The organism is Pseudoalteromonas sp. MSK9-3 (genome assembly GCF_003590335.1).
GTDB lineage: Bacteria > Pseudomonadota > Gammaproteobacteria > Enterobacterales > Alteromonadaceae > Pseudoalteromonas.
In genome coordinates, this window is the sequence record NZ_MIET01000032.1 from 98,515 (window position 1) to 116,228 (window position 17,714).

Annotated in this window: 12 protein-coding genes; 7 read left to right on the top strand and 5 right to left on the bottom strand. The window is 40.5% G+C overall.

Annotation, left to right across the window (positions count from 1 at the left end; translation table 11 throughout):
- Positions 1-68: 68 nt before the first annotated feature.
- A complete protein-coding gene (locus BGP78_RS14605; protein WP_119862167.1) occupies positions 69-911 on the bottom strand; it encodes a M90 family metallopeptidase in 843 nt (280 codons plus the stop codon).
- 113 nt (positions 912-1,024) lie between these two features.
- On the opposite strand from BGP78_RS14605, the gene BGP78_RS14610 reads away from it, so the two are divergent.
- Positions 1,025-3,358, top strand: coding sequence for a DEAD/DEAH box helicase (locus tag BGP78_RS14610; protein ID WP_119862058.1), 2,334 nt, complete (start codon positions 1,025-1,027; stop codon positions 3,356-3,358).
- A 159-nt stretch (positions 3,359-3,517) separates the two neighbouring features.
- Here BGP78_RS14610 and BGP78_RS14615 read toward each other — a convergent pair whose 3' ends face one another.
- The 4 genes from BGP78_RS14615 to BGP78_RS14630 all read right to left on the bottom strand — a co-directional run bounded on the left by BGP78_RS14615 (position 3,518) and on the right by BGP78_RS14630 (position 12,535).
- Complete coding sequence (locus tag BGP78_RS14615) at positions 3,518-3,766, bottom strand: membrane lipoprotein lipid attachment site-containing protein (RefSeq protein ID WP_119862059.1); 249 nt, start codon at positions 3,764-3,766, stop codon at positions 3,518-3,520.
- Positions 3,767-3,834: 68 nt separating this feature from the next.
- A complete protein-coding gene (locus BGP78_RS14620) occupies positions 3,835-6,651 on the bottom strand; it encodes a TonB-dependent siderophore receptor (RefSeq protein ID WP_119862060.1) in 2,817 nt (938 codons plus the stop codon).
- A gap of 492 nt (positions 6,652-7,143) precedes the next feature.
- Complete coding sequence (locus BGP78_RS14625; protein WP_119862061.1) at positions 7,144-10,008, bottom strand: TonB-dependent receptor; 2,865 nt, start codon at positions 10,006-10,008, stop codon at positions 7,144-7,146.
- Between the two features lie 199 nt (positions 10,009-10,207).
- Positions 10,208-12,535, bottom strand: a complete 2,328-nt coding sequence (locus BGP78_RS14630; protein ID WP_119862062.1) for a DNA polymerase II — start codon at positions 12,533-12,535, stop codon at positions 10,208-10,210.
- 70 nt (positions 12,536-12,605) lie between these two features.
- Between BGP78_RS14630 and dinG the strand changes: the two genes are divergently transcribed.
- From dinG to BGP78_RS14660, 6 genes are all read left to right on the top strand, one after another.
- Entirely contained in the window at positions 12,606-14,675 is a 2,070-nt protein-coding gene (gene dinG, locus BGP78_RS14635; protein ID WP_119862063.1) for an ATP-dependent DNA helicase DinG, read from the top strand.
- A gap of 3 nt (positions 14,676-14,678) precedes the next feature.
- Positions 14,679-15,458, top strand: coding sequence for a TSUP family transporter (locus BGP78_RS14640; protein WP_119862064.1), 780 nt, complete (start codon positions 14,679-14,681; stop codon positions 15,456-15,458).
- A complete protein-coding gene (locus tag BGP78_RS14645) occupies positions 15,455-16,054 on the top strand; it encodes a primosomal replication protein (RefSeq protein WP_119862065.1) in 600 nt (199 codons plus the stop codon). The genes BGP78_RS14640 and BGP78_RS14645 overlap by 4 nt, the downstream gene beginning before the upstream one ends.
- Positions 16,055-16,176: 122 nt before the next feature.
- Positions 16,177-16,449: a late competence development ComFB family protein gene (locus BGP78_RS14650; RefSeq protein ID WP_119862066.1), complete on the top strand. Its 273-nt coding sequence runs from the start codon at positions 16,177-16,179 to the stop codon at positions 16,447-16,449.
- Entirely contained in the window at positions 16,446-16,619 is a 174-nt protein-coding gene (locus BGP78_RS14655; protein ID WP_119862067.1) for a DUF2496 domain-containing protein, read from the top strand. The genes BGP78_RS14650 and BGP78_RS14655 overlap by 4 nt, the downstream gene beginning before the upstream one ends.
- A gap of 274 nt (positions 16,620-16,893) precedes the next feature.
- Positions 16,894-17,688, top strand: coding sequence for an NPP1 family protein (locus tag BGP78_RS14660; protein ID WP_119862068.1), 795 nt, complete (start codon positions 16,894-16,896; stop codon positions 17,686-17,688).
- Positions 17,689-17,714 lie beyond the last annotated feature (26 nt).

A 17,714-nucleotide genomic window follows, 5' to 3' on the forward strand; every position in this document is an offset into this window, starting at 1 on the left:
ACCTATATCAACAAAATAACGCAAATATTGCCAGAAAAATGCCACCAACACCCAAAATTTGCACCTACCTAAGCCCGTTCAAAGGACTTAGCCCAATCGCTAGGATTAAACTGATAGTACTGGCATAGTAACGTGAAAAGCTCAGGATCGTAGCTTTTAAGTTCAGCGGGTTTTTCAATGAATGTTTCTGTTACTACCGCAAAAAACTCCGCTTCATTGGTTGCACCATAACTGTGGATCACATGTGGCATTTGATACGCAACATGACTTTTTAAATTACTATACGCGCGCTGAAACACCTTCGCCCAATGTGTGTACTGTTCACGACTGATGAGTGCGGGCGTGCCGTTAGTTTGGCCCGTTTGTTGATCTAACTGGTGAGCAAATTCATGAAAGACCAAATTATGGCCATCACCAGGTAAACGGTTTCCCTCCAAAACATCATGCCAGCTCAATACTAAAGTTCCGCCAGGCCAAGACTCGCCTTGTCGTACTGAGGTATGGTAGTTCACTAACCCTGCACCATCTTTGCTTGTTTGAGGAACGTAATAACTGCTGGGGTAAAGTAGTACCTCTTTGACATTTGGATATAATGGCCATGGTTTATTGAGTACCAGTAAACACGCATCCGCCGCAACCACCAACTCCATTGCCCGATTTACTTTCAGTCCATCACGACCAAGAATACGCTTTTCACCTAAAAACCATACAATATGGCGCTCTAATGAAGCCCTGTCTTTATCCGTCATATGTCGATAAATCGACATATACTTAAGTAGCACGGCTTTATCATTACGTGATAAACCCTGCGCTATATATTTTCTCTTCCATATATGGTGTTGGATCATACTCCAACGCCAATAAATCAGCACAAACAACACCAATGCGAGCAATAAAACACTGTTAATTATCATATTGAATACTTATTCACCTTTTTAAATTAAGTTGGTGCGAACTGCGGTGTTTTCAATATGTATTTGCTAAAATCGCGCACACTCACGATTGAAGTAATAAAAGACATACCATGACTCACTTGCCTATTGAAGCGATAAAACCGGAATTTTTGAGCACCATTACCCACTCAGATGTCATTGTGAGTGCAGCAACGGGTTCAGGAAAATCAACCTGCTTGCCCTTGTGGGCCAGTCAATCTGGTAGAGTCCTCGTCATTGAACCAAGGCGCATAGCATGTACGTCTTTGGCTGAATATTTAGCCCAGCAAAGTTCACAGCCCATTGGCGAAAGAATTGGCTATGCCATCCGCTTTGAAACACATTTTACTGCTCAAACTGAAATCGTTTTTGTTACACCGGGTGTGGCCCTTCGCTGGTTTTACGAAAGTAAACTCTCTGATTACAACGTGGTCATGATCGATGAGTTCCACGAACGACGTTGGGATATGGACTTAATCCTAGCAATGCTGAAGCAACATAATAAACACAGAATAATTGTCACGTCCGCTACCCTTAAAACGAATGTGCTACAAAATTACCTAAATGCAAAATTACTGCATAGTGAAGGGCGGGTCTATCCTGTAGAAGAAGTTTTTCAAGCTCACTCGGCAAACGCAATGCCAACCAAAGATCAGCTTTCTGAGCGTGTCATCGCGGCCTGTCAACAGGCACTCGCAAACACCCCAGGGGATATCTTAGTCTTTTTACCTGGTAAAGCAGAAATTCAAGCCGCTGCAGCCGCCGCAAAAAAACTAAACAAACTCATCGTTGAGTTATATGGTGGTTGCGCTAGGCAACAACAAGAATTAGCGCTAAAAGTACAAACTGAACAACGTATTATTTTTGCCACTAATGTTGCAGAAACATCACTCACTATACCTAATATCAGCTGTGTTATTGACTCAGGTTTAGAGCGTCGAACCCATTTACGAGGCGATAAAACCGTACTCGCTTTAGATACTATCGGCCGAGATTCCGCAAAACAACGCTTAGGTCGGGCTGGCCGAACGCAGAAAGGGTTATGTATTCGTCTATATGGAAAACATGCCCCACTAATTGACCGTACACCGCCTGAAATTACGCGAGAAAACCTTACTGAACTCGTACTTGCTGCGGCCTGCTCAAGTGACGGTATTGATTCCTTGAAATTTATTGAAACCCTGCCAGAAAAATCTAAATACACTGCAATAAATTCATTACAACGCATTGGTGCTATTGATGAACACAACAAAGCCACCAACTTAGGAAAAAAGTTATACCCACTGCCAGTAGAGGCAGAACTAGCACACCTTATTCACGGGATGCCTAATAACACGTTACGACAAGCTATGATCGATATTACGGCCCTATTAACTGTGCCAGCCAAAGTCTATCAGCTTCCAAAACAGTTCGAATCTCGCGAGCGTTTAGATAAACAGTATCCTAATTATTGTGACTTAGAATTAGCTACAGCTATCGTTCGTGGACAAACGCATGATATTCGGGTTGAGCCTGAAGCATTGCGTGAAGCAAGACAATTTAGTGAATTATTACGTGACGCGTTTTCCCTGCCCGAACTAAAATATGCAGCGAGCTATAAGCGAACTGAGTTGATTGATGCGATAGCAGTGTTAAAGCCAACATCTGTATTCATAAAAAGACAAAACAAACGCGGCGCATATGGCAATGGCACACTTGAAGTCGTACCTGCTAAAGAGTCTCGTATAAGCGAACAGTGCCAAGCTATGATCGTTTTAGATACTTACGCACTCGCGGGTAAAGGAAGTAAGCAAGCCGTTACACTAGCAACCCTTAATGCCCCCATTTCACACGCTACTATCAGTCGGTTGGATTTAGGAGAACATAAGCTTCTCAGTGCTGAGCTATGTGGCGATACCATCATGGTGAATTCTGCATATCAATACGCAGGGGTTACATTACATGAACAAAAAGTAGTCCCAAATAAAGCACTATTAGTTAAAGCCAGCAGTGAACTTATTCTCAACGATACACTGCTGCCTGGTGTCGGAAAGCAAATACAAGATGACCTTGCCTTAACCGCACTTTACTATCAAGCACATAATATAAACGAAACCCAGCCTTTGCCTTTTGATTATCTTTGCCAGCGCCTCATTCAACTCGGTGTCACAGAGCAATCAGACATCGAATTAATTGAAGCGAGCGATTTACATTACACCAAAATAGAAGCATGGGAACTCGATCCTTTTCGTGAGAAATATCCGCTACAAATTCAACTCAATGACTTATTTATGGATGTAGAGTACCACTTTAATGCAAGACGAATTACGTTACATCATATAAAAGGAGGGAGAAAAGAAACACCTAAACGGTGGGAACTGCCCGCATGGTCAGGCTTTAATATTCAATATAAAAAAGCGAGCCGTGTAATTGCAGTCAAAAGTTAATACTGAAATTTAACAAAAACTTATAAATAAGACATGTTTATAAATATTGGCGTTACGATATAAAAGAAGAGTTACCTGTATTGTTATTTTAGGGTATTTAAAGTTGAGGGTAACTCCATAGTTTATAATAGTGATAAATTAGTTAACTATAATAATACTCTAGCCCTTACCTGCTTTATGCCCACTCAAAACGCCCTGACGCTGTGAGTTTCTTAATGTATCTTGCCCGCGCTCTTTTAACTCATCGCGTTGTTTTTTTGTCGAGCAAAATCTCTTCGGAATACTGGTTCCTAGGGTTTTTATTTTCTCACACTTATAGCCATCATTATTTGCTAATTGCTCATTATCTGTCATATTACAACCGCTTAATATCACAGCTGAAAATAGTGTTATAATTATTTTTTTCATTATATATCCTTATTTACTTAGCGAGATTTACAAAAAGAGCCGCATAAAGCGGCTCATAATTTCAGTGATTAGAAGCTGTAATCGACACTTAGATAGTAAGTACGAAGGAACTGGTCATAATAACGTCCTTCATATCCAACTAAGTGACCTTCTGCATCACCAAGAGTCAGTGGTGGTGCTTTATCAAACAAGTTCTTCACACCAGCACTAATGACTACATCTTCAATGCCGTAATAATCAAACTTATAGCTCACAGTTGAATGAGATGGAACCTTAAGCTGTACAGAGCGAGTGTCTAATACATCAACTAAATCACCGTCTGCGTTATACTCTTGTACTGTCGCAGGGTTCGCGATAGTACCAGCTTGAACACTAGTGACTGCATCTCTATAGCTTGAACGGTAATTTAAACGCAATGTATGAGCAAAATCACCATGAGTTAAAGTCGTTTGAGCATTGATAACATTTCTAAAAATCACCTCTTCATCAGTACCGTAACGGCCTAAACTACTCGTCCAAACATCTGCTGTGCCTGGCTCAGTAAAGTCAGACTTCATCATGTACGCGCCTTGTACTGAAGACTTCAAAGTACCAAAGCTTAGTTCATTAACTAGACTTAATTTCCAGTCAATACCTGAGTTTCTGCTCACACCAATATTTACTGGCGTTCTCACACCGTGTATCAATTGACGGCTGGCATCATTTGGATCTGGTGCTAGGATAAATTGGTCATTATAGATTGTTGTTGCGTTGGCAAACATATATGGCTGACTTGGTCTTGAAACTTGGTTTTCAATATTTACTGACCAGTAATCCATTTCGAATGTAAATTCATTTGAAGGCGAATACACGAAACCAAATGACGTTTGCTCTGATGTTTCAGGTACTAAGCCTGCATTACCTTCATTAAATAAGTTGTACTGTAATTCAGTTAGGTGACAACCTGCAGCACGTGGATCAGGGCGCTGAATCGGACATGGGTAAGCTGCACCTGTAACACCGAAGCGTACTCTAGGTTCTGCAATCTGACGCAGTGTTGCCGCACGGAAACCTGTACCTACAGAACCACGAATTACAAAGTCATCATTTAGCGTGTAACGAAGGCTTACTTTATATGTAACGTCACTTTCATCATCGTTTGCTTTTTGGCCAATTGAATTGTCTTTTACGCCACCAATTTCGTCATAACGTACAGCTGTTGATAAACTTAGATCGTCAAGAAGAGGTACTTGAAATTCAACAAATGCACCCATAGTGCTTCTTTCTAGGTCGTAGTCACGTGTACCACCACCGTCACCCCAACGGTTGTTTTTCTTGTTCTCGTCAGATTCGGTTACTTTATAAGTATTTACACGGTAATCTAAACCATAACCTACATATACATCACCAGCAGGTAATTCAAATACCGGTTGAGATGCACGAAGATCCCAGCTAAGTGACTCTGTTTCTGTTGTAGCTTGAAGGCCTATCCACTTTGTTGCATTTAATGCTTGTAAGCTTTCGTCTGAAAATTCATCAGGTGTAGTAAATACATCAACAACACCAGAAGAAATTGCTTCTCTAAAGCTGTCACGATAAAAGTGTCCATCTAAGAAAGACTGCTCACGCTCAGTTGTTGAATATACAACAGCTGTGTTGAAGTCAATATTGTCAAATACAACACCTTCAAAACCAAATGTGCTGTTTAAACTGCCTGTATTCCATTCTTCAGTACGGTTTCCACCTGGTAGTGCACGCCAAGTTGCACGGAAATCAGTAACTTCAGCTGCTTCTGCATCTGTTAAATGTGGTAATACATATTTGTTGTATAAATCACCACCTACCTCTAGTGAAATACCACCAGTTGGGTTTGGAGCAATACGCGTAGTCATTGTGAAGTCTGTCATGCTCAAAGTCGCAAATGCGCCAATATCATCATTCACTTCATACTGACCGTGTACCATGAATGACAAACGCTCGCTTTCAGGTACTATTTCCAGGGTACTGGTATAGTCAAACATACACTGGTCACTAGTTGGACTTTTTGCATTATCTACAGCACAGCTACCACCAGCTTTGTAATACGGATTGAAGCCTAAGCCTCGAGCAGTTTCCCCTTCACCTAAAGTCAATATCGCATTAGCTGGAATTGCATTTGGTGAACCAGCTATGTTATAGAACTGCTGACCATCATGTTCAAATTCTAATAAACCAGTTTTCGCAAACTCACGGTCTTTAGAACGAAGACTCTCTTGTACGTCAAGACTTAAAGACGCAACTAAGCTAAAGCCATCACTATCAATATCACCGTAACCTGTTGTTACTGAGTAGTTGAATGTTTCACCGCCGTCACTTGGTTGGTCTGTACGGAATGAAAGTGTAGTTTGGTCAACTTCTTTTTTCAGAATGAAGTTAATTACACCTGCGATAGCATCAGAACCATATAACGCTGAAGCACCATCTGTTAAAACTTCTACACGTTGAATTGATGCTAAAGGAATGCTGTTCAAATCTACAGCACCTGAATCAAAAGCTGATGCTAAACGACGGCCATTTAACAACACAAGTGTATATTGATCACCTAAACCACGTAAACTTGCAGTCGCAATACCACCACCACCACCACCAACAGATGATGTTGGAGTCGTGAAGCCCTGCATTGAAGGAATTTGAGAAATTAAGTCAGGAACAGATGTTACACCTGTCTTTTTGATATCATCAGCACTAATAACATCAACTGGAAGAGCACCAGCTAGATCAGTACCTTTGATACTTGATCCTGTTACTTCAATACGCTCAACTTGATCATTTTCTGCAGCAATTGTATTTGCAGAAAATGCGACAGTAGAAGCTGCGCCAAACGCGAACGCTAAGCGAACCGCTTTTGAAACTTTGCTATTTAACATTTTATTTCTCCCTGGATCAATGAAAATTAAACCATTGATTTATATGATTTTTATTTTTTTGTTGAAACATGAAATTACTATTTCTTATATTTCAACTGACCGACATACTAATGCTTCAAAAAAGGCTTGGTCAATACCTATTTCCCTCAAGGAGATACAAACGGCCACTCAATAATCCTAATTAACGGGATTGTTGGGTAGGTAAAAGTTAAAACAAAAACATCAAGATTAAAAAACAAAAAACCAAGGCTTTGAAATTAATATAAAAAAAGCAAAAAAAAATTAAGTTCAAGATTAATAAAAAACACAACAATTGCATTTTATCGAAGTAAAAAAAATGCAATAGTTTCGTTTGTAGATACAGAGTAATGGGTGATTTTGTAACTAAAAGAGTGAAATTTTGATTTTCAGTAAATATATAAAAAAAAAACCTCACTAATGTGAGGTTTTTATACAATTAGCCAATCTAGCTGTTAAATAATTAACGATTGCTTAGAAAGTGTAATCAGCTTGAACATAGAAAGTACGTCCGTATGCATCAGCATAACGAGGATCGTAACCCACTTGGTGTCCAGCAGAGCCATTGAATGTCAATGGAGGCTCTTTATCGAATAAGTTCTTAATACCGAAAGTGAAGTTTGCATTGTCGCCATATGCATACCCTAAACGGTAATCAAACAATGTGTATACAGGAACTTGCTTTTGAATTAAGTTACCATCAACTGTTTTAGTTACGTCGTCAGCTTCAGACACTCGGAACGCTACACCTACAGCCGCATCTCTGTAACCACTGCGTGAACGAATGTTCAAGCTATGAGTAAAATCACCATGCGTTAAAGTATTGTTCACACTAATAATGTTACGGAATGCAACTTGTTCATCAGGTCCAACTTGCCCAAGGCTTGTATCCCACTCATCAGTAGTACCTACTTTCAAGCTCTCATCTTCAATTAAGTATGTACCTTGAACTGATGTTTTCAATGTACCAAATGAAAATTCATTTGTTAAATCAAAATGCCAGTCAATACCTGAAGTATTCGACTTACCTACGTTTTGAGCTGAACGTATGATCGCAAGTACTGTATCACCTGTACCATTGTCAATCTTTGTAACAAACTTATCTGCATACGTTGCTGAATCAAACCAAATCTGGTTTGCTTCCAAGCGATTCACCTGGTTTGTCATTTCAATGCTCCAGTAGTCAATACCGAAGCTTGTTCCTGAATCACCAGCCCATACAAAACCAGCAGAGAACTGCTCTGATTCTTCAGGAGATAGTTCAGCATTACCTTCACGGTATACATCATACTGAATTTTTTCTGGATTACAGTACTGTTTTAGTGGGTGATTAGTCGCACCCAATAGTGCATTACAATCATAAGCAGTTGATGTTACACCAAACTCTAAACGAGGTGCACCAATCTGACGCATTGTTGGTGCCTTAAAACCAGTACCATATGATGCACGAACTAGTAGCTCGTCCGTTGGACGGTAAGAGGCGCTGATCTTATACGTTGTATCATTTACGTCATCACTTACGCTTGTGTTACCAGTGCGCATTGAATCAGTAACACCGCCAATGCTATCGTAACGGATTGAACCTGTAACTTCTAAGTTCTCAAGTACAGGTACGATAATTTCTGCAAATGCACCGTAGCCATCACGGTCTAAATCAAATTCAGTACCAGCTGATTCAAACAGTACGATTTCATCGTTTTGACCTTTACCATTGGTAAGAGAATACTCTGATTGGCGATAGTCAAAACCAACACCTAAATAAACTGTACCAGCGTCCAGATCTGCAATTGCGCCTGACAATTTACCTTCAAGTGCTAGCATCGACGTATCAGTTGTATCCCACAAGCCACTGAACATTGTGTCAGCAACCATTTGACGTTGCTCATCAGACAGGTTTTCCGGTGCATCAAAGATATCAACGGCACCTGACGTCACAAGCTCCATAAACGGGGCAGTTAAAGGATAACCTGTTATACGTGTATTCTCTTGCTTTGAATCACCCGCTGTTAGAGCGATATCATAAGACCATTCTTCAATCTCACCACGTAAACCAGCAACGAAGTGACTAGTTTGAGTACTGCGTTCGTCTGTACGATTGCCACCTGGCAGCGTACGCCAGCGTGCAGCAACACGTGTCATATCAGCTAACACGTCAGCTGGTAGATGAGGAATAACATTAGTTTGCACAACACCAGAGTCTGTCGGCAGTGTAAATGTGCCTGTTGGGTAAGGTGCAATACGTGAAGTCAATGCAAAATCGGTATACGAGAATGAAGAGTATACTTCTGTCGTATCGTTAAGCTCAGCTACACCGCTTAGGAAGAAGCTTGTGCGCTCTGATTCCGGCTGAATTTGTAACGTACTTGTGTAGTCGAACTGACAAGCTGTGCCCGACGGTGCGCTTGTTTCGTGACATGTGTCATTATTATTTTTTGCATATGGGTTAAAAGAATGCGTTGCCGTAACGTTTCTCTTGTTCCCATCAGCATCAAGAATGAATTCGCCTGTATCTGAATCTGTTTGGTATACAAGGTTTCCGTCTGCATCACGCGTGTTATACGTTACATAAGCATTACCAGGGATCGCATTTACAGAACCTGCGGCAGCTAAATAATTTTGTCCACCATGTTCAAAATTGATGAAGCCTGTCTTAGCAAAATCACGGTCTACTGACTGTAGGTTATCCTGTTCTTCATAGCTGATTGACGCCAGGATATTAAAACCATCTGAACTTAAGTCACCAAAACCAGTCGTTAGTGAAATACTTGAGCTTGACGTATCTTTTGGTTTATCAAATCGAGCACTAACTGTCGTATCCTGTACGTCATCTTTTAAGATGAAGTTCACAACACCCGCGATAGCATCAGAACCATAAAGCGCAGATGCGCCATCTTTGAGGATCTCAACACGCTTAATTGCGGCCAAAGGAATGTTATTCAAGTTAATTGTGCCACCTGAATCTGCTGAAGGCATGCGGCGACCGTTAAGAAGTACTAGTGTATATTCTGCACCTAAATTTCTTAAAGAAGCAGATTGAATACCACCACCACCACCACCAACTGACTCACCAGCAGTTGTAAAACCCTGCATTGAAGGCAGTGTTGCGATCAGGTCAGGTACACTTGTCACACCTGTTTTTGCGATATCAGCAGCACTGATAACATCAATTGGTAACGCGCCTTCTAAATCTGTACGCTTGATTGCTGAACCAGTAACTTCAATACGTTCAACTTTTTCATCACCTTCTGCTGCAATCGTATTTGCAGAAAAAGCGGCTGTCGAAGCAGCACCAAATGCGATAGCTAAACGCACCGCCTTTGCAACTTTTTGATTTAACATTTGTATCTCCCAGGACCACTTGTTAGTAGCTTGTAATTTTTCGGGCTTAAGCCTCTATATTTAATTGCACAAAAGCAACATTCACCATGAATATTAAACAAGGCGTGACGTAAGCGTCAACACTAATTATTTAATAATTCACAATTACCCAAATTAAATACAAACAAAAAAACAACAAAAAGACAACAAACCAATGATATTAAAAAGAAAAACCACCCTGAACTGTTAACTTAAAAAAAACATCATCACATTGAGGAAGCATACGTAAAATAGGGTAAATCTGTTTATTTATGTAATGATCATAGTCTATCTCACAGCCTAAACAATCAACACGAGGCCCCTCCACTGTCACAACGTAGTTCACTTTTTGTCCTTTCCGGTACTTAATTGATGGGTTTTTCATCATGTGTTTTCGGGCAGCTTTAACATGCGGCGGGATATTTTTTGTATACATTTCGATCTCCCTCCCTAATCGTTTCGAATAGAGCAACAAACTATCAACTTTCCCTGATTTAATCCTCTCAACACAATGTTCCGTTATTTGCAGCAAGTCTTGATTTTGAAAAAAAGCTGTAAACAAATCTTGTTGATATTGCTGTGCTATCTTAGTCCAGTCACTCCTGACGGTCTCCATGCCTTTGTAAATCAACTCCTGTTTGCCCTCTTTCTCTATTTGTCCAACATAGCGTTTTTTAGAGCCTTTTTGCTCCCCTCTAAGTGTTGGTAAAAAGAAAGGGCTATAGTAAGTTTCAAATTCAATTTCTAAATGACTCTCTAAATCAAAATGTGCTCTACAATATACTTGCCAAGCATTATTTATAAGGTTGGTAAGGCGCTTACCGGCCTCATTACACCGACTAGCATTCCAATCAGGCGGTAAACAAACAAACGTTGAGTCCGTGTCGCCATAAATTACATCGTAGCCTTGCTCTTCAATCCAACTCTTCGTTTGCTGCATAATTTCATGACCGCGCAATGTTATAGAGCTAGCAAGCCTGGGATCATAAAAGCGGCACCCTGTAGAGCCTAAAACGCCGTAAAAGCTATTCATTATGATTTTTATCGCTTGAGATAGCATAGGGTCATTAGCTGACTTTGCTGTTTGACGAGAAAATAAGAGGTCTTCAACCAAACCAGGTAAGTGATGTTCTGTACGAGAAAAAACCCCGCCATTAAATCCAGTAATCGAGTTACCTGAGTCAGTTAACCCTTTAATTAAACCTAAAGGATCTACTAAAAATGTACGTATTATTGAGGGATATAAGCTCTTAAAATCAAGCACAATGACATTATTGAATAACCCAGGGGTTGATTCCATCACATACCCCCCAGGGCTATCAAAACTCAATCCATGTTCACCTAAATTTGGGGCTACGTACCCACTACGGTGTAATAATGGTAAATATAAATTTGTGAAAGCGGCGACAGAGCCACCCATTCGCTCAAGTTCTAAGCCCGTCAACCTCGTACGTGCTAATGCAAAGTCTAACAACTTTAACTTGTCGAATATGTCTAATACGAGTCGGCAATCTTGTAAATTGTATTCAGCCAAGCTTTGTTTATCTTCGTTAAACTGCCGAACTATTTCTTCCAATCTGTCGCCTTGGTCTATTAATTTACTCTGCCCTAAAACCTGTTTAGATACTTCAGATAAACGAAAACTATCGAAATGGTAAGTCGCATTTTTTAAGGTGTCTATTCCATCAATTACGACCCTTCCTGATATCAATACACGAACATAGTTACCTTTATAGATATGAATTGATTGTTCGTCTCGTCCTAAAATGAGCTCAATACCCAGTGCAAGGGCACGCTCAGCAAGCACGACACAATCAAACTCAATAATATTCCAACCAATAATGATATCTGGGTCTAACGCTTTCACTTTTGCCATTAAACTCACTAACAGCGCAACTTCATCCTCTACCCATTCGATATAATCAGGGCCTTCTTGAGGTTGTCCAATCATCACAACCCATTGCGTTGTTTCTGTGACTAAACCAACAGAAAACAACACTCCGTCACCGCTACACTCAATATCAAGAGACAATACCGACAACTTTGGAACATAATATTCATTTGCTTTAAACTGAGCATTTGAAACCTCTATATACCCGCTTTTTTGCGTCGTAATACCTTTTACCCATACACTCCCTTTTATGAAGCGCTCCATCAGGAATCGGTCACAATGTCGGATATCATCTTCATACAAAGGCATCGTTGTTTTTAAAAGCTGCTTAGCAAGAAAAAGTTGATGAGAGCTTGTGAAGTAACATGCGTACATGCTTTCTGAGTCAAAATGCTGCAGACAGACTTGGCGAATATCAACAGGGAGCTTATTTTCCTGTAATAAATTACTCGCTGCAGTAATGTCCCTCGCCCGAATAAAAAATAAAGTGTGCTCTCCCATTACAGTTACTTTACAGACACCTCTGTCTGTTTTAACCCAATAGCATAATTGAAGTTGACCTTTATGATTATTCTGTTGGCGTGATAATATAAACCCTGGGTAGACAGCTTGTGTCAAACCAATTCCCCATCTAGAATAACGCTCGATACTGTAAGTATATACATATATATAAATTTAGGCGATTAACATGCTCTCAGATGCATTGAAGAAAACAATTCGGCAAACTCATCAACATATAGCCGATAATTTAGAGGGCTATCACCCTCGCAGTAGCCAAAATTATCTTGTGGCTGAAATCGCTAAAACATTAGCTGGTGAATATCATAAATCACAAAGAATATGCGTTATTGAGGCCGGCACTGGTACAGGTAAATCACTTGCCTACTGCCTAAGTGCTTTACCTCTCGCGCTGGCTAAGAAAAAAAAGTTAATTATTTCAACTGCAACTGTCGCGCTACAAGAACAGTTAATAGAAAAAGAGCTCCCTTTTTTTAAAGAGCATTCAGGGCTCGATTTTAAATTTGATCTGGTTAAAGGCCGACAACGTTATGTGTGCGTACAAAAACTCAATGCTGCGCTTAACGAAGACATGGTGCAAGTGTCCATGCTACCAACTTTGTCATCACCTCTATCAGATATGGAGCAGAAATGTTTAAGAGACTTACAAAGCGCCTATCAAAATAAAAAATGGCAAGGCGATAGAGATAGTTGGGCAGATACCATCCCAGATAAAGTTTGGAACATCATTGCGTGTGACAAACATGCCTGCCAACGCCAAATGAAATCTCACCACTTATGCCCATTCCATTTGGCACGACAAAAAATGGCGCAAATGGACGTACTCGTCATAAACCATGCGTTATTACTCGCCGATTTAGAGCTTGGAGGCGGAAAAATACTGCCCGAATTGGATGAGTCATTCTATGTGATTGATGAGGCACATCACCTACCACATATTACACGAGACTTTTCATCTGCTGCGGCAACCATAAAAGGCACAATAGACTGGCTAGATAAGCTATTAAAATTTAGTGGCAAAATGGCCAATGTTATTGTTTCACAAAAAGCCATTGGCCAAAATTTTAAACTTAATGACGCTGCCAATGATGCCAATAAAGACTTAAGAGTCGTCAGAGACATCTTAGACAAAGCTGACTTTAATTATAACGACGACGATACGTTCCGATTTGAACATGGCGTCGTGCCTGAGTCGCTCACAGATAAGGCCAAAGACATCAGCGACGCAACGCTTGATGCATTGCGTGCACTGTCAAAAATGCATGATGCACTCACACTTGATGTCAGTGATGGAGATGTAAAGCCCTATCTTGCCGACCCGCTTTTAACTGAGAGTGGTCTATACATAAACCGGCTAGAGCAGTTAAACAAGTTGTGGTTTAGCTATGCGAGTAAGGGAGAAAGTACGCCTCACGCGCGCTGGATAAAGCGCTTAGAATATAAACATCATCATGACCACTTACTATGCGATTGCCCTATTGAAGTCGGTTATTATTTGAAAGATAAACTCTGGCAAGAGTGTGCCGGGGCTGTACTATGTTCTGCAACGCTCAGTGCGATGGGCACGTTTGACCATTTCTCCAAAGAAAGTGGGTTACGAAATGAACCGGGTGTAAAATACATCAAAGCCAATTCGCCATTTGATTACCTCAATCAAGCAACCTTACATTTGCCAGTAACTGAAAAAGATCCGACTGACAAAACATTTAGTGACTACTTGGCAAGTATACTGCCTACTTATCTAAATAAGGAGGCAGCTAATCTAGTGCTCTTTGCTTCTTATTGGCAAATGGACCATGTTGTAAAAATATTAAGAGCAAATCACTGGAAGATACTTGTTCAAGGTGAACAATCTCGCGATAGCCTCTTAAAAGCACATAAAAGTCACATAGACTCAGGTAAAGGCAGCGTTCTCTTTGGCACGCAGAGTTTATCTGAAGGTCTAGATCTGCCAGGCCATTACTTAGAAAATTTAATTATAACTAAGATCCCTTTTGCAGTACCAACCTCCCCAATTGAAGAGGCTCAGGCTGAGTTTGTACAAAGCAAAGGGGGAAATCCGTTTTTATCAATCACCGTGCCCGATGCTGCAAAGAAATTAGTCCAAAGCTGTGGTAGACTGCTGCGCAAAGAGTCAGATTCTGGCCGTATAACAGTGCTCGACAGACGCTTAGTCACAAAACGATACGGCAAAGCCATGCTGGATACTCTACCACCCTTTAAGAGACAAATTGATTGATCTATGTTTGAACTCGCACTTGACCCCATGACATGGGGATTATTATGTCTAGTCGCGCTTGCGGCCGGGTTTATAGACGCTGTCGCAGGCGGCGGTGGCATGCTCACCGTGCCCGCATTACTTACAGCTGGTTTACCTCCTCACTTAACACTCGGTACCAATAAGCTTGCGGCGAGCTTTGGCTCTATTACCGCAAGTATTACCTACTACAAAAAGCAATTATTTAACCCTAAGTTTTGGGCCGCTTCAGTTCTGGCAACAGCCATAGGTTCCATACTCGGCACCTTATTAGTGGATAAGTTAAGTATCGACTTTTTAAACAAACTGCTACCAATCATTATCATCTGTGTTGCTTGTTATAGTCTCTTTGGAAGTTTAAGCCCAACTGAGTCACATACGTTACCAGCCAAAAATAATGCGTTAAGAGTTAAGCAGTGGTTGCAGGGGTTATGCCTTGGCTTTTTCGACGGTTTGGCCGGCCCTGGAACTGGTACTTTTTGGACAGCATCCAATAGCTTACTTTATAAAATGAGTCTATTACTGAATTGTGGCTTAGCTCGCTCAATGAATTTTGTATCGAACTTTATCTCGCTGATCACCTTTGTCGCATTAGGCCATGTGAACTTCATACTGGGCGTTACCATGGGCATCTTTTTAATGTTCGGTGCCTGGTTAGGCGCTCATTCTGCTATCAAATTTGGCAGTAAGCTCATAAAACCTTTATTTAATACCATAGTGATAATTTTGGCAGGTAAGCTGATCGTCGAGGCATATTTAACATGACGACTGCTTTATCAAAACTACACCACCAAGTGGATTATTTAGCGCAGCAAGCTGAACAATTTGATAATGCTAAGTGGTTTGCAAAAAACCGCTATATTCAAGCTCAACCGAGCTTGTTCGACAGAACGGTGTTTGCAACCAAAAGCTTACAGTTAACTGATTACGTTGATGAAATAAAAGTAACACTCACAGCTTTACCTGAACCACAAAAAAGACACGCATATGCCTTCGCCCTTGAGAAAATTGCCACTCAAATAGAAGCAGTCATCAAAGTATTAAAATCTACCTCTGTGTGGGCAAAAGAAAATAAAGCCCATTACCCTAAAAAGGCCAAGGCATATCGCACCGCAGTAAAAAAAGTGATACAGAGCTCTCAAGAACTCTATCAAGAACTCTCTCAAAACCATGAATTTGAGCGTAGGTTAATAGAAATGGTAGAACTGAGAAAGGCTCAGTTAAATAGCGCAAACCCAACGCAAACACATGCACTTAATCAAGAAATCTTAACACTTCATGCAAGGCTCGGCCGATGTCGAAAAGCAATCTCAGCCACCGAAGAAAAAATCCAACTAGCTGAAAAACAACAAACACGTTGATTTAAGCAGAATCGCTAAGCCTGACTTACCCTAAGCTAGGCCTATTAGGTTTTTATTGTGTTAGTCGATAAGCACGTTATTATGGTATAAACTTAACCTAATTAACCCAGTCAGGCGGCGCAATGAAACTACATGATGATGTACATAATTATTATGAAAAAATTATGCTCGACCTACTTATTGAACGTGGGTTAAGTGCACAATATAGTGATGAAATAATGGCGGATTTTTGCTGCACCATTTTAAACCAATTACCAGCTAGATATATTCGCTATGATGTAGACATGGCATTTTATTTACCCCAGCACGAACGTATACAAATGGAACAACGCGTTAATATTGCAATCGATGTTGCCATAAGCCAAGTCGCCAAAAAACGGAAAACAGTTGAATGAGCAATACATTAGAAGCCGCTCCACCCCATATCAAATTAGCTGTTGACCTCATCATGTTGCTTGAACAACATGAACTACCCGCAGATCAAGTACTCGCAGCATTAGACATTGTAAAGTCTGATTATCAACAGAAATTATCAAATTGCGACACAGCAAAAAGTAGTACTTAACCTCAGGTTTGGATAAAGGTTTTGGAATAGAAAATGTTGTTGAAAACAAACTTAACTACAATCCAATAATGATATTTTGCTCAATATCAAGGCGTTTTTATGTAGTAATAGCGGGCTATTACAAATGAAAGCAATGCAGAGAGTGAGAGAAATAGCTTTATTGGGCAAATTCGCTTATCCAGAGCTGAGGTTATTTAGCCGCAGTGCGCTCGTCATATTAACCACATAAAAAGTTCATGCCTGAAAAGTACGATAGTGGTTTTGTGAGATACATATGACAACACGCTATAAACTCCCCATCTTCTTATGCACAACTTCACTCGTTACGGTTAGCCAAACTTCATTAGCAAATGATTTTGTTGCCTTAGATCAGGCGTTACCTGCAAACTTTATTATTAACAACACTGAGCCTGTTTTCGATTTCGATGGCGACGGCTGCCTCCCCAGTGCAGGGATTAGTCGCCAAGGACGACAAAACTCTGGACAATCTACATCCAGTAATTTAGGTGCAAAGTGTCGAGATAATAGATTCTTAGAAAGCTCGAATACTTTTCATCGTTATGCTTGCCACACTAACGGTGATGGTCAATTCTGCGGTCACTTTTACGCATTATATTTTAAAAAAGACCAAATATTTCCATATTTTGGTGGCGGACATCGCCATGACTGGGAGTATGCTGCCATTTGGACACATGATGGGGTTGTCACCCATGGCAGTGCCAGTGCTCATGGTGATTTAATTACCAAATCAGCCACAGAGCTGCCATTTTACAATGGTCACTTAAAAGTGGTTTATCACAAAGATGGTTTACTAACACACGCATTTCGCTTTGCTAAAAGCAATGAGTACGCCGAAAATGCTTACAACCGCTTTATAACACCAGTTATCGTTAGTTGGTATGAGATGCAAGGTGACGACGTTGATAATAACACTCTTAGAGAAAAGCTAAATCGCTATAACTACGGCTCAGCCACGTTACCAATAAAAGACAGCCGCTTTTTGATAAACTTAAACAAATTCAAACCTCACACCTACCCTGTGTTTTTAACGACTGATATCACGAGATAAAATGGATATTGCTAGACAAAAAAGAG